11 protein-coding genes are annotated in these 14,125 nt (G+C 48.8%); 8 read left to right on the top strand and 3 right to left on the bottom strand.

Annotated features, from left to right (window positions below):
* Positions 1-83: 83 nt before the first annotated feature.
* Together acsA and J4760_RS04770 are read left to right on the top strand one after the other, a co-directional pair.
* Positions 84-1,796, top strand: coding sequence for an acetate--CoA ligase (acsA, locus tag J4760_RS04775; protein WP_237604954.1), 1,713 nt, complete (start codon positions 84-86; stop codon positions 1,794-1,796).
* A gap of 113 nt (positions 1,797-1,909) precedes the next feature.
* Positions 1,910-3,577, top strand: coding sequence for a formate--tetrahydrofolate ligase (locus J4760_RS04770; protein ID WP_145286943.1), 1,668 nt, complete (start codon positions 1,910-1,912; stop codon positions 3,575-3,577).
* 55 nt (positions 3,578-3,632) lie between these two features.
* On the opposite strand, the gene J4760_RS04765 is transcribed toward J4760_RS04770, so the two are convergent.
* The gene (locus J4760_RS04765; RefSeq protein ID WP_237604953.1) at positions 3,633-6,179 is read right to left on the bottom strand and encodes a transglycosylase domain-containing protein; all 2,547 of its coding nucleotides are present in this window, start codon (positions 6,177-6,179) and stop codon (positions 3,633-3,635) included.
* Between the two features lie 421 nt (positions 6,180-6,600).
* Between J4760_RS04765 and tyrS the strand changes: the two genes are divergently transcribed.
* From tyrS to J4760_RS04750, 3 genes are all read left to right on the top strand, one after another.
* Entirely contained in the window at positions 6,601-7,860 is a 1,260-nt protein-coding gene (gene tyrS / locus J4760_RS04760) for a tyrosine--tRNA ligase (RefSeq protein ID WP_145286937.1), read from the top strand.
* Positions 7,861-7,984: 124 nt separating this feature from the next.
* Positions 7,985-8,569 (top strand): LemA family protein, encoded by a 585-nt coding sequence (locus J4760_RS04755; RefSeq protein ID WP_237604952.1) that lies wholly within the window; start codon positions 7,985-7,987, stop codon positions 8,567-8,569.
* Positions 8,569-9,438 (top strand): TPM domain-containing protein, encoded by an 870-nt coding sequence (locus J4760_RS04750; RefSeq protein WP_186365470.1) that lies wholly within the window; start codon positions 8,569-8,571, stop codon positions 9,436-9,438. The genes J4760_RS04755 and J4760_RS04750 overlap by 1 nt, the downstream gene beginning before the upstream one ends.
* Positions 9,439-9,486: 48 nt before the next feature.
* Here J4760_RS04750 and J4760_RS04745 read toward each other — a convergent pair whose 3' ends face one another.
* Positions 9,487-10,815, bottom strand: coding sequence for a YjiH family protein (locus J4760_RS04745; protein ID WP_237604951.1), 1,329 nt, complete (start codon positions 10,813-10,815; stop codon positions 9,487-9,489).
* A 181-nt stretch (positions 10,816-10,996) separates the two neighbouring features.
* On the opposite strand from J4760_RS04745, the gene J4760_RS04740 reads away from it, so the two are divergent.
* Positions 10,997-11,953 carry a dipeptidase gene (locus J4760_RS04740; RefSeq protein ID WP_237604950.1) on the top strand — a complete coding sequence of 319 codons (957 nt, stop codon included), beginning with the start codon at positions 10,997-10,999 and terminating at the stop codon, positions 11,951-11,953.
* Positions 11,954-11,963: 10 nt separating this feature from the next.
* On the opposite strand, the gene J4760_RS04735 is transcribed toward J4760_RS04740, so the two are convergent.
* On the bottom strand, positions 11,964-12,458 hold the full coding sequence (locus tag J4760_RS04735; RefSeq protein WP_237604949.1) for a hypothetical protein: 495 nt from the start codon (positions 12,456-12,458) through the stop codon (positions 11,964-11,966).
* Between the two features lie 96 nt (positions 12,459-12,554).
* Between J4760_RS04735 and J4760_RS04730 the strand changes: the two genes are divergently transcribed.
* Together J4760_RS04730 and J4760_RS04725 are read left to right on the top strand one after the other, a co-directional pair.
* The gene (locus J4760_RS04730) at positions 12,555-13,700 is read left to right on the top strand and encodes an MFS transporter (protein ID WP_145286923.1); all 1,146 of its coding nucleotides are present in this window, start codon (positions 12,555-12,557) and stop codon (positions 13,698-13,700) included.
* A gap of 24 nt (positions 13,701-13,724) precedes the next feature.
* Positions 13,725-14,024 carry a hypothetical protein gene (locus J4760_RS04725; protein WP_237604948.1) on the top strand — a complete coding sequence of 100 codons (300 nt, stop codon included), beginning with the start codon at positions 13,725-13,727 and terminating at the stop codon, positions 14,022-14,024.
* Positions 14,025-14,125: the final 101 nt, after the last annotated feature.

The following is a 14,125-nucleotide window of genomic DNA, read 5'->3' as shown; positions in this document are numbered from 1 at the left end:
ATTTCAATTATTTTGAAAAATTGCTCTATTCTATTATATAATAATAGATGTAAAAGAGAAAACACAAAAGGGGAGTTATGATTATGAAGGTAGAACTCTATGAAGCAACGGATCAGAATCCTAATCTGAAGGATTATGATGAGGCGGTGAAGCACCATGACTGGAGCGAAGTCGAGAAGCAGTTTTCCTGGTATGAAACGGGAAAATACAACATGGCGTATGAATGCATAGACAGGCATGCTGAAAATGGAAAGGGAGACAAGATTGCCCTACATTATAAGAATGGCGATCAGAAAAGGTCTTATACATTCGAAGAACTGAAGAAGGCATCGAATAAAGCAGCCAACGTTCTGAAAGATGAAGCCGGAGTTGTCAAAGGGGACCGCGTATTCATATTCATGGCAAGAAGTCCCGAACTTTATTTCTCACTGCTCGGTGCGTTGAAAATTGGTGCAATTGTCGGGCCGCTTTTCGAAGCGTTCATGGAGAAGGCTGTCAGGGACCGTCTCGAGAACAGTGATGCGAAAGTCATCATCACGACACCGGAACTGCTGCCGAGAATTCCTGTGGACGACCTGCCAAGTCTTGAAAAGGTTGTTGTTGTCGGAGACGGTGTCGAAGCGGATCTTATCGATTTCAACAAAAGTTATGAGAGCGCTTCCGATGAATTCGAGGTTGAATGGCTGGATAAGGAGGATGGTCTCATACTGCACTATACGAGTGGATCGACTGGCCAGCCGAAAGGCGTTCTGCATGTCCAGCATGCCATGGTACAGCATTACATCTCAGGGAAATATGTTCTCGATCTGAAGGAGGATGATGTCTACTGGTGTACAGCCGATCCGGGCTGGGTGACGGGCACATCATATGGCATCTTTGCTCCTTGGCTCAATGGCGCAACCAATGTTGTTGTCGGCGGCCGTTTCTCTCCTGAAGCATGGTATGGTGCCATCCAGGATCTTGACGTCACGATCTGGTACAGTGCACCGACTGCCTTCCGCATGCTCATGGGAGCAGGGGATGAGATTGTAAATGAATTTGATCTGTCCTCCCTACGCCATGTCCTTTCTGTCGGTGAACCGCTGAACCCGGAAGTCGTCAAATGGGGCATGAAGGTGTTCAACCTGAGAATACATGATACGTGGTGGATGACGGAAACGGGTGCACATATGATCGTCAACCTGCCTTCCATGGACATCAAGGGCGGTTCCATGGGCAAACCCCTGCCGGGTGTGGAAGCGGCCATCATCGACGATGAAGGCAATGAACTTCCGGCAAACCGCATGGGCAACCTGGCCATGAAGAGCGGATGGCCGTCCATGATGCGAAAGATATGGAAGAACGATGCCAAGTACGACTCCTACTTCATCGGGGACTGGTACGTTTCCGGAGACTCAGCCTATAAGGATGAGGATGGCTACTACTGGTTCCAGGGTCGTGTGGATGATGTCATCATGACAGCCGGTGAACGTGTCGGACCGTTCGAAATCGAATCCAAGCTCGTGGAGCATCCGGCTGTACAGGAAGCCGGTGTCATCGGCAAGCCTGATCCGATACGTGGTGAAATCGTCAAGGCGTTCATCTCATTGAGAGAAGGGAACGAAGCGACGGACGAACTGAAAGAGGAGATACGCAAATTCGTCAAAGAAGGACTGGCGGCACATGCTGCACCAAGGGAAATCGAATTCAAGGAGAAGCTGCCGAAAACAAGAAGTGGTAAGATCATGCGCCGCGTGCTGAAGGCATGGGAGCTCGATCTGCCGGCAGGCGATCTTTCCTCAATGGATGACGACTAGAAAATAGTACTGATCAAGTGGATAGCCCCTGCGAAATGCAGGGGCATTTTAGTGTTGATTATGGCATAATGGAATTGAGAGGATCGTTACGCATCAGAAAAGGAGATGATATTATGGCACATATGACAGATCAGGAAATTGCAGTGCAGGCAGACATCAGACCGATTGAGGAGATTGCCGAAAAGGCGGGCATTCCCTACGATGCCCTGGAGATGTACGGCAAATACAAGGCGAAGGTGGATATACATAAAATTGAAGGAGATGCCAAGCAGGCAAAAGTTGTACTTGTCTCTGCTATGAATCCGACACCGGCCGGCGAAGGCAAATCCACGTGCACAGTCGGACTTGCCGACGCTTTCAATCAGCTTGAGAAGAACGTGATGGTCGCGCTCCGTGAACCTTCCCTTGGGCCCGTCATGGGAATCAAAGGCGGTGCAACAGGCGGGGGACGTGCGCAGGTGCTCCCGATGGAGGAGATCAATCTGCATTTCAATGGTGACCTCCACGCCATCACGACAGCGAACAACGCACTGTCTGCATTCATCGACAACCATATCCATCATGGCAACACGCTCAACATCGATCCGAGGCGTGTGACATGGAAACGTGTTCTGGATATGAACGACCGCGCGCTGCGCCAGGTCGTTGTCGGACTGGGCGGTGTGACCCGGGGCGTACCAAGAGAAGATGGATTCGACATTACGGTCGCAAGCGAAATCATGGCTGTGCTGTGTCTGGCAAACGACCTCATCGACCTGAAGAAGAAGCTCGCTGAAATCGTCATCGGCTACACTTATGATCGTGAGCCTGTCACTGTTGGACAGCTTGAAGTGGAAGGTGCCCTTGCACTGCTGCTCAAGGAGGCGGTGAAGCCGAACCTTGTCCAGACGATGGAAGGCACACCTGCACTCATCCACGGCGGACCATTTGCGAACATTGCACACGGATGCAATTCCCTTATTGCCACGAATACCGCCAGAAAGCTTGCCGATATTGTCGTGACTGAATGCGGCTTCGGTTCCGATCTTGGCGGGGAGAAATTCATGAACATCAAAGCCCGGAAAGGCAGCTTTGCACCGGATGCACTTGTGCTTGTAGCGACGATCCGTGCACTCAAGATGAACGGCGGTGTTGCCAAGAAGGACCTTGGCGAAGCAAATCTAGAAGCTTTGAAGCTGGGCATCGTAAATCTTGAAAAGCATATTGAGAACGCACGCAAGTTTGGTGTTGAACCTGTAGTTGCGCTCAATGATTTCGTGACAGATACCGACGAGGAGAGAAACTTTGTGCTCGACTGGTGCAGAGAGCAGGACGTAAGGGTATCACTGACAAAAGTCTGGGAGCAGGGGGGTGCCGGTGGTACCGATCTCGCAGAAAAGGTGCTTGAAGTGCTCGAAACACCTCAGAACTTCCATCATCTTTATGAAGATGCACTGCCGATCGATCAGAAGATAGAGACGATTGTCACTGAAGTATATGGGGGCGATGGTGTCATCTTTACAGACAAGGCCAAGAAACAGCTGGCTGAAATCGATCGCCATGGCTGGGGCCGCTTCCCGGTCTGCATGGCCAAGACCCAGTATTCCCTGAGTGACGATCCCGCGCTGCTTGGAAGACCGACAGGGTTCAAAGTGACCGTCAGAGAAGTGGTTGCGAAAACCGGCGCCGGCTTTGTTGTCGCGTTGACAGGCGATATCATGACAATGCCTGGACTGCCGAAGACCCCTTCTGCTGTAAATATGGACGTAGACGCCGAAGGCAATTCCAAAGGACTATTCTAAAAGTATAAAAAAGATGGCCACCTTCCTGAAATAGGAAGGTGGCCATCTTCAATTTTTATTCTTCGTCATCTTCATCTTCGTCATCAGAGCTTGAGGAACTGCCCCGACCGACGCTGTAGCGGTTGTCATAGGAGTTTGTCACTGTACCTCTGAGGTCGGAAGTACTGAGTTCGGAGTCGAAATCCTCACCCATTCTTTCCATGATCTCAGAATTGTCCAGCTCTTCCTTATCAGTCAGCCTTGTATCTTCTGCAATCAGACCTTCAATCGGCCGGTCAAGATTACGTTCACAATCTTCTTCCGTCTCCATGGTCAGTGCACAGTACTCGACTTCCCTGACAGAAGATGGACGGCTGAAGCGTTCATTGGCACCGAGCTGTTCCGGAGCCACTTCGCTTATTGCCTGTGCCAGGGCACGCCAGTTGTATATATGCAAGTGCTGTTCGCTATCCTGATTGGCAACTTGAGGAATGTTGCGGTCGTAGCCCATCCATACACCAAGAGTGACTTTAGGGTTGTATCCCATGAACCATGAGTCCACAAAGCCGTTGGATGTACCCGTCTTCGCTGCCCAGTCGTAAGTGTCGCTGACACTGTTGTAGTAGTCCTGGATGTAGTAGGCAGATCCAGTCTGGAATGTCTCTTTCAGAATATCCGTCATCAGATAGGCTGTGGAATCCTTGAATACTTGCGTGGATTCACTTTCGTGCTCATAGATGGTCTCACCTTCAGGGTTTGTAATGGATTCAATCATATAGCTGTCCACGAGCTCACCGTTATTGCCGAATGTCGAGAATGCGTTTGTATTGTCTTCAATGGACAAGGCATTTGAACCAAGAGGCATTGAAGGAATCAGAGTATCTTGATCTGAATAGAAAGTTTCACCAATCGGGATGTTCATTTTCTGGAAATACTCCTGCGGATTTTCCTGCCTTACATCCGCCCACAGTCTCAATGTACTCAAGTTGTAGGAGTTGCTCAGGGCATGTCTGGCGGATACAAGTCCGAATTCTTCATCGACGTCATAGTTGCGAGGACTGTAGTCGATTTCCGGTATTGTAAAAATCTCATCCAGCAGGACAGTGTCCGGTGCAATGATGCCCTTGTCGATGGCTGGACCGTAGGTGATCAGCGGTTTCATTGTAGAACCTGCTTGACGGCTTGTCTGGGTCGCATGGTTGATGGAGGAACGGTCATGATCACGTCCGCCGATGAAGCCTAGAATTTTACCCGTTGCATTGTCTTTCAGCATCGCACCGAGTTCATGCTCGAGAACCTCGTCACTTTCTGCCTGTTCTTCTTCTGTTGCATCGGTGGCATCAGCTACATTTCTTGATCCATAGTAGTAGCTCGAATTATCTTTGACGTTCTGCATCGTATCGTAGATGGTCTTATCAATCGTTGTTTCGATATGGTAGCCCTGGTTTCTAAGAGCAATGTTGGCTTCGTTAGTATACTCCTGATTGATGAGCGGAGTGGAATCGACATCTTCTCTTGTCAGTCCATCCTGCTCGGCAAGATAATACTTGAGTATGTCGATGCTGCGTCTTTCCACTTCTTCAGTCAGGAATGGATAGTTCTGGTTCGGTACTGTGACGCTGTCCGCCAAATTGGCATAGAGGTCATACTCGAGCGCCTGATCATATTCCTCCTGCGTGATGACTTCTTCTGTCAGCATTCTTTCAAGAACGAACCGCTGCCTGTTCTTGCCTGCTTCAAGCAGTTCCGGATCTTTTACAGTACCACCCTGCAGAAATGGTGTATATGCATATGGATTCTGGGGGAGTCCGGCGATGAACGCACTTTCTGCCAGATTCAGATCGGCTGCATTCTTGCCGAAGATGCCTTCAGCGGCTGCCTGGACACCTGCGATGTTCTGACCATTGGCATTACGGCCGAACGATACGGCATTCAAGTATGCTTCCAGTATCTCTTCTTTTGTAAGCATTTTTTCGACCCGGAAAGCAAGCAGCAGTTCTGTCGCCTTGCGGTCGAATGTCGTCTCATTTGTCAGCAGCTGGTTCTTGACGAGCTGCTGCGTCAGTGTACTGCCGCCTGTACTGGAACTGGAGCCGGCAACCTGCTGGAGGGTGGCTCTCAGGAAGGCTTTCGGTACAACACCGTTATGATCGTGGAAGTATTCATCTTCAGTGGCGATGAGTGCTTCGGAGACGTAGGGTGATATGCTGTCGTAGTCGACCCGCTCACGTATCAGATCGGCTCTTAATGTACCAAGCGCTTCCCCTGAACCGAATGCAACGGTTGTACTTTCCGTCATCTCTGTCAGTGCCGTCCTCACTTCTTCCTCAGCCTGGATCTCCTCATCATTCACAAGCGCGGCGAAGTAGCCGAGGCCAATGCTGAAGGCAAGTATGCCGACCAGTGTAAATGCAAGCACTGAGAAAAGGATGATGTTCCAGATGGTATCGTAGGCTGTGAAGAATGAAATTCTGAGAGGGGAGCCCGTCTTTCTGAAGCGTGAAGTGACGCTATTGAATTTCTCTTTGAAAGTGGATCCTTCGATGCCGTCCGCTTTCGTTTCTGTATCTCTGCGAGAAAATAGATTTTTGATATAAGTAAAAAAGTCGTTATTCTTCTTCATTGTTACCTCCTATCACCGGTCATTATATCATATTCGAAACAGTTAGAGTTAGTGATTCAAAGACGGCTATGACTGTTTTGTGAAGCATCATCGCGTTCTTCTCGTTCTGTCGATCTAAAAGAACAGTCATTGCTCCGCTTGACTTTTTGACAGCGACACTATATCATTTTTATAAATTGATATTATTCGAATGGCAGACAAGTAGACGGTGCGGCGGAATATAGAGAGCTGATGGGTGGTGGAAATCAGTGCACGCGACCGGACGAATACACTGTATCATAACATTCGTGCGTCGGGGCGGACGTTTTTGCCCACTAAGTAAAACTGTTTGGTGGTACCGTGTATTCAGCACCCTTACTCATGTAGGGGTGCTTTTTTATATCAATTTCTACAATAAATAATATTCCGGGAGGAAATAGACATGAATGCTTTGCTGGAAGATTTGAAGTACAGGGACATCATCTACCAGATGACGGATGAAGAAAAGATTACAGAACTGCTCGAGCGCGGGCAGCTGTCACTATACTGTGGGGCAGACCCGACTGCTGACAGTCTCCATATCGGCCACCTTGTGCCTTTCCTGACACTCAGAAGATTTCAGGAGCACGGGCACCGTCCGATTGTACTGATTGGCGGGGGGACAGGAATGATCGGTGACCCATCCTTCAAGAGTGAGGAGCGGAAGCTCCAGACCGAGGATCAGATCGATGACAACGTTGCAGGAATCAGGAGTCAGATGGAGAACATATTCGATTTCTCCGATGAAAATGGAGCAATCCTTGTAAATAATAAAGACTGGCTGCAGGAGATCAGTCTGATCAGCTTCCTCAGAGACTATGGCAAGCACGTCAGCCTGAACTACATGCTTGCGAAGGATGCCATCCAGACCCGTCTTGAAACCGGCATCTCCTACACCGAATTCACATACACGATTCTCCAGGCCATCGACTTCGGTCACCTGAACAGGCACTTTGACTGCAAGATGCAGATCGGTGGATCAGACCAGTGGGGCAATATCACAAGCGGGCTCGATCTAATGCGTCGTGTATACGGAGAAACGGAAGCGGAAGGCATGACCATTCCGCTCGTGACCAAGGCGGATGGCAAGAAGTTCGGCAAGACGGAATCCGGAAACATCTGGCTTGATCCGAAGCGTACTTCGCCATACGAGTTCTACCAGTTCTGGATCAACCAGAGTGATGCGGATGTCATCAAATTCATCAAGCTCTTCACATTCATTGAAAGGGAAGAGATAGAAGCACTCGAAGAATCAGTGGAAAATGAACCACATCTGAGAAAGGCGCAGAGACGCCTGGCTGAAGACATTACGGCTTTCATCCACGGGGAGGAAGCATTGGAGGAAGCACAGAGAATTACAGAAGCGCTTTTCAATGGCGAAATCAAATCGCTTTCTGTTGATCAGATCAAGGACGCTTTCAAAGATGTACCATCGGCATCCTACACGGATGAGGATATGAACATCGTCAAGGTGATTGTTGAAACCGGCATTTCCTCATCACGCAGGCAGGCGAGGGAGGACATCAAGAACGGTGCCATCTACATCAACGGAGAACGCCAGCAGGATGTGGACTACGAAATTGCTCAAGGGGACAAGCTCGACGGGGAGTTCACTGTCATCAGAAGAGGCAAGAAGAAATATCATGTTGTGAAATATTCCTGAGTTGACCGGGGCTGATGCTAAGCATCAGCCCCTTTTGCATGCACCAGACATGGCGCCGAGTGTTTAAACAATTCCATTCGTGATATTATATAGGAAATAAAAGTTTAGAACAGGAGAAGAGAAAATGAAAAAACTACTGATACCCCTAGGCGTCATCATCGGGTTCTTCATCATCCTTGCGATGATATTCGCACCAAAGTACAACCAGTTCGTCAGTCTGGAGGAGGAAGTGAACCAGCAGGAGTCCCAGATCGAGACCCAGCTTCAAAGAAGGGGCGATCTCATACCGAACCTTGTCAGCACAGTACAGGGATATGCTTCCCAGGAACAACAGATCTTCACTGATATTGCTGAAGCAAGAAGTCAGCTGGCAGGCGCACAAGGTGTAGAGGAGATGGCTGAGGCAAACGGCGAAGTCACTTCAGCACTGTCAAGGCTTCTGGCGATTTCGGAGAACTACCCGGACCTACAGGCGAGTGAGCAGTTTACAGGACTACGTGATGAACTGGCAGGTGCAGAGAACCGGATTGCCGTGGCGCGCCAGGATTATAATACAGCTGTCCAGGAGTACAATCAGAACACACGCACATTCCCAGGCAACGTCATTGCCGGACTTTTCAATTTCGACGAGAAAGCATATTTTGAAGCGGATGCATCAAGCAGGGAAGTACCTGAAGTTGAATTCAACACTGAACAGGATGGAGAGTAATGAAACGCCTGGTCACGCTCATGCTGATTCTATTCGTGTTTGCAAGTGTACCTGCTGAAGCACGGGTGGCCCTGCCTTCACTGGATACTTCCCATTACTTCGTCCAGGATAATGCAGGTGTACTGAGCGATACTGCAGTTCAGGAAATCAATGAAATGGGTACACATCTTGAAGAGGGCACGGGCGTTGAAATGCTGCTCCTGACAATGCCTTCGACGGGTCAGGAGCATCGGCAGGACTATGCGCTCAAGGCGTTGCGCGAATACGGTATCGGCAAATCCGAGACGGATAATGGTATCGTGATCCTGCTCAATCTGGACAACGGCAATGAATACAACAACCGGGGTGTCGAAGTCCAGGTGGGCTATGGCATCGAAGGGTACCTGAACGATGCCAAGATCGGAAGGATCATCGATGACGTTGCGATGGAGGACTTCATCCAGGCGACAGAAGCGGAAAATGGCTCTGCTGACGCAGCTGCCCACTATGCCCAAGGGCTATCCGATCTCTATGAAGCACTCTACCAGGAGTCGCTTGAAGCATATGGATATGAGAATGGGGAATTCACCCGGGATACACCGGCAGCAGATGAGAACATGCCATCGGCACAAAACGGAGATCCTGGTACCGGAGGCTCCATTTTCAGGCTGCTGTTCATGATGGCAGTGATCTATCTGCTGTTCAAGATCATGGGCGGAGGTGGCAGACCACCGAGAGGCGGTGGACGTAGACGCCGCAGAGGCGGTCCATTCATATTCTTTCCACCATCCGGGGGCGGCGGCTCCAGCGGCGGCGGTTTCGGTGGCGGTGGCTTCGGCGGATTTGGCGGCGGCTCCGGAGGCGGAGGCGGCGCAGGCCGAGGATTCTGATATGAAGTCATATAAAAAAGTTCTGTGGAGAAATCCACAGAACTTTTTTTAGAATATGAAATGTGCAATCAGTGTAATGATCGGCAATGTGATGGCAGTACGGAGCAGGAAGATGACGAACAGTTTACCAAGTCCAACCGGTATTTTCGAACCGAGTATGACGCCACCCACTTCCGACAAGTAGATCAGCTGTGTAATACTCAGCGCTCCGATGATGAAGCGGGTCATATCGGCTGATACGCCCTCGATCAGTATGGCGGGCAGGAACATATCGGTGAATCCGATGAACAGTGCTTCAGACGCCGCCTGTGCTTCCGGTATGCCCATCAGTTCGAGAACGGGGACGAACGGTGCACCAATCCATGAGAATATCGGTGTAAATTCCGCAAGCATTGTGCCGAGTGTACCGATGGCCATGACAATCGGCAGTACTGCAAACCACATGTCAGCAACAGTTTTGATGCCGTCTTTTACGAAATCCCCGAACCCTTCAGCATTTTCAGAGCGGTCAAGTGCTTTCTTATAGCCCCATGTGAAAGGGTTGTAGCCTCTGGGGATGGTTTCATCCACTTCTTCGCCTTCGACATAATAGTCATCCTTGATCCAGGACAACGGTGGGATTCTCGGCATGATCAGTGCGGCCACAATGCCGGCAACGATGATGGTCAAATAGAATAGTCCAAAGTAGTCCATCAGACCAATCAGGTCCAGTATGACAATGGAGAATGTAATGGATACGACCGAAAATGTCGTCGCTATGACCGATGCTTCTCTTTTGGAATAGAAGCCTTTTTCGTACTGGTTGCTTGTCAGCAGGACACCGACTGTGCCATCCCCGACCCATGATGCCAGGTTGTCCACGGTGGATCGGCCGGGCAGTGTAAATAGCGGGCGCATGATCTTGGCGAAAATCGAGCCGACAAACTCAAGCAGTCCATAGTTGAGCAGGAGCGGGAGCAGAATGCCGGCAAACAGGAAGACCGCAAACAGTGTCGGCAGCAGGTCATTAAGTATCATACCGCCGGTGACATCGGAAATGATGGCTTCCGGTCCGACTGCGATATACGTCATCAGTGCAAATACGGCACCGACAGCACGCAGAATGACCCAGATCGGATTTGTTCGGAACAGATTTCTTATGAATTCGGAACCAGGCTCGATTACCCAGCTGAACAGTATGCTCAATAGGGCCGAAATGTTTATAAGTATGACGACAATAAGAATAACAGTATTCGCTCCGAGCAGTTCATTCAGCCCATTCGCCAGATAGGCGACTGGTATTGTAGTCTCTCCATCCACTTGTATCGGAAAAAGGAACATCAGTATCCCGATCAGTGAGGGAATAAGAAATTTAAATAAAGTTGCAGTTTTATGCATAAAAAGACCTCCTTGATTAATAATTATACATGGTAGAAGCTTTTTGTAAATCACGAATATGTAGAAAGCGTTTTCAAATCATGTTTTTATTTTATACTTCACTTCATACTTATGCAACGTGTATTTTTTTATTTCAACCAGCAAGCATAAATTGGTATAATAAGGAAAAGGGGGCATTTAGATGCAAATTATTGATACTCATTGTGATGCACTGCTGAAGCTGCAGTCGGATCGTAGACGGACTTATTCGTTTCGGGACCGGATGGTGGATTTTAAAGATGGGGCTGAACTTGAAACAAATGCCGATCGATTGGCAGAAGGCCAGGTGAAGGTGCAGTTCTTTGCAATATTCATCCCGCCACTGCTGCCGGATAATGAAAAGTGGCAGCATGCACTGGAGCAGGTGGACTGTTTCTACAATGAAGTGCTCAGTCAGGACAACTTTGTTCATATCAGACGCTTTGGTGAAATCAGTCAGCTTGAGGATGGGCAGATTGGTGCAGTGCTGACGCTTGAAGGTGCCGATGCTGTAGGAAATGATCTAGTGAAATTGCGGACACTCTTCAGGCTTGGTGTACTGTCTGTCGGACTGACATGGAACAACGCCAACCTTGTTGCTGATGGGGTGGGGGAAACCCGGAATACCGGACTGACCGAATTCGGCCTGCAGTTCATAGACTGCTGCAATAATCATAATGTGCTTGTCGACATCAGCCATCTGAATCCGGAAGGCGTGGATGTGGTCATGGACCGGGCAGACCATGTCATTGCGACGCATTCGAATGCAAGGACAGTGTTCGATCATCCAAGAAATCTATGCGATGATCAGATCAGAACGCTGGTCGGAAAGGGGGGCATGATCAATATTGTTTTCAACCCGCCGTTCATTACGGAAGGGGATGCACAAATCGAGGATCTGTTTCCTCATATCGATCATATTCTGGATCTCGTTGGAGAGGATGCCATCGGACTCGGATCGGATTTTGACGGCATCGCTTCATATGTGGAGGGGCTGGAGCATGCCGGCCAATATCAGAATCTTGCAGATATGCTGATCAAGCGCTACGGCGAGAACTTTGCCAGAAAGATGACACATGGGAATTTCATATCGAATTATGTAGAAAAAGACTTGTCATAGACAAGTCTTTTTATGAGCCTTTTTCTGAAGTCAGCTGTTCATAGTCTTCCTGGATGCCCTGGTAGCGTTCTTGTACCAGTTCTTCCTGCGACTCGATTTCAGCAAGCTGGTCATCAACTTCTTCCCTGAAGTCACTATCACCCAGCGGGTTGTAGTTGATGAAGGTACGGTTGAATTCGCCATAGAGTTCAACAAGGTTTTCAAGGGAATTCGTATATGTCAGCATCTCTTCTTTGAGCTGCTCGTGTTCTGTGCCTGTTACAGTATAATTGTGGATGGTTCTTCTCAAGTCTTCAATTCTAGGAAGGGCTTCTTCGTAGATCATGCGGAGTTTGGCCTCCCGGTCTTCACTTTCTTCCATTTCATTGAATAGTTCGGTAAACTCCGTCTCCAGCTCTTCATGATTCCTTTCAAAAGCTTCATAGAGATCATCGAGCGCCTGCCGATCACCTTGGGCACAGCCTGCCAGAAGCAGGAATATCAATATCGGAATCAATTTCTTCATCATACCACCTCATCCGTATTTTAACACGTATATGTTTATATGCGTCATGTTATGATGTATACTGGTCAAGTTGACTTTTTTGAATGGGTGATTATAATGAATAGAAAATTACTGTTGACCTTCACTGTCGGGGTTTTTCTCCTTGGCATGATGGAACTCATCATCTCGGGTATACTAGAACTCATGAGCTCGGACCTTGGCATCTCGAATGCACTGACAGGGCAGCTGATTACAGTCTATGCCGTGAGTTTTGCCATTTTCGGGCCCGTCCTTGTCAAAGCGACCGAGAAATTCAGACCCAAACCTATCATTCTCGCATCTCTTGTCATTTTCATAATCGGCAATCTGATTTTCGGACTTTCCAGCACATTTCTGATGCTTGCGGTCGGCCGTGTAGTTACAGCACTGGCGGCGGCTGTGTTCATCGTCAAGATTATGGATATGACCGTACTGCTTTCAGCTCCCGCCATCCGCGGCCGCATGATTGCTCTCGTTTATATGGGATTCAGCGCAGCCAACGTTTTCGGCATTCCGATCGGCACCATTGTCGGCCAGCAGTTCGGCTGGCGTGTCATCTTCTGGCTTGTCATACTGCTTGCGATTCTCGTCGGTTTCGGCATCATTGCACTGACACCGGATAAGAAGGGTGACGATCTTGGTGAACCGGTAGCCGATAAAATATTGAATATGAAAAATATTGCTCTATATATCGGTGTGACGATGTCGGTTCTGATCGGCAACTATATCGTCATCGGCTATATTTCCCCGCTCATGACATCAAATGGCTATACGATTGGAAGTGTCTCCATTGCGCTTCTCATTGCTGGTGCCGGCGGCATGCTGGGCACCATACTCGGCGGGAATATGGTCGACCGGATCGGCACGAAGAAGACCCTTTCGATCATGCTGTCGCTCTTCATGGTATCGATGGCACTCATGCCGCTGCTCTATGGCATCCCCGTGCTGTTCTATATCAATCTCTTCTTGTGGAGTCTGTTCCAGTGGAGTACGAGCCCGACCGTGCAGAGTGGGCTTGTGCTGAATGTCCAGGGTTCGGCTGCCAATGTCTTCAGCTGGAATATGTCGGGACTGAATCTCGGTATCGGCATCGGTGCAATCATCGGCGGCATCTATATCAACTGGTTTGATATCAGTTATGCACCTTGGCTCAGTGTCTTCATCATCGCCATGGGACTTTTGTGCACCGTGTTCATCAAAGATGCGGATCACTCGTATCAATAAGCCATTATAAAGGTTGTGAATTGAATGTTCATCAGACTGATACTGATTATTGCACTTTCGTTTTTCGTCATATATGGAATGAACCACCTTGATATTGCAGATGTGGGATACAGCTTCCGCACGGTGGCGATCACTGCAGCTGCGATCATCGCGCTCGGTCTGTTGTACCGGGTCTTCACAAAGTTTCTGAAGATTGTCCTGTTCGTTTTCGTCTTTCTGCCGCTTGTGGCATTCGGCATCTATTATATCTATTCCTATCTTACAGGGACTCCAATAGAATTTTTCGATATGGAGTGGATCCAAAGAGGCGCTCAATGGCTGTGAGCGTCTTTTTTTGTACTCATCAATGGGGGCCATCGGTACATATGATGTCCATTAGTTTTAAAAGGTGCCTTTTAGGAAACAATATAATAACGAAATAGCAC

Origin of the sequence: Salinicoccus sp. ID82-1, from assembly GCF_021991715.1 — a bacterium.
GTDB classification, from domain to species: Bacteria; Bacillota; Bacilli; order Staphylococcales; family Salinicoccaceae; genus Salinicoccus; species Salinicoccus cyprini.
This window is presented reverse-complemented; position numbering and strand designations above follow the sequence as displayed.

Coding starts and splice junctions, on each gene's coding strand:
- acsA (WP_237604954.1), top strand. CDS start 84: ATGAAGGTAGAACTCTATGAAGCAACGGATCAGAATCCTAATCTGAAG.
- J4760_RS04770 (WP_145286943.1), top strand. CDS start 1,910: ATGGCACATATGACAGATCAGGAAATTGCAGTGCAGGCAGACATCAGA.
- J4760_RS04765 (WP_237604953.1), bottom strand. CDS start 6,179: ATGAAGAAGAATAACGACTTTTTTACTTATATCAAAAATCTATTTTCT.
- tyrS (WP_145286937.1), top strand. CDS start 6,601: ATGAATGCTTTGCTGGAAGATTTGAAGTACAGGGACATCATCTACCAG.
- J4760_RS04755 (WP_237604952.1), top strand. CDS start 7,985: ATGAAAAAACTACTGATACCCCTAGGCGTCATCATCGGGTTCTTCATC.
- J4760_RS04750 (WP_186365470.1), top strand. CDS start 8,569: ATGAAACGCCTGGTCACGCTCATGCTGATTCTATTCGTGTTTGCAAGT.
- J4760_RS04745 (WP_237604951.1), bottom strand. CDS start 10,815: ATGCATAAAACTGCAACTTTATTTAAATTTCTTATTCCCTCACTGATC.
- J4760_RS04740 (WP_237604950.1), top strand. CDS start 10,997: ATGCAAATTATTGATACTCATTGTGATGCACTGCTGAAGCTGCAGTCG.
- J4760_RS04735 (WP_237604949.1), bottom strand. CDS start 12,458: ATGAAGAAATTGATTCCGATATTGATATTCCTGCTTCTGGCAGGCTGT.
- J4760_RS04730 (WP_145286923.1), top strand. CDS start 12,555: ATGAATAGAAAATTACTGTTGACCTTCACTGTCGGGGTTTTTCTCCTT.
- J4760_RS04725 (WP_237604948.1), top strand. CDS start 13,725: ATGTTCATCAGACTGATACTGATTATTGCACTTTCGTTTTTCGTCATA.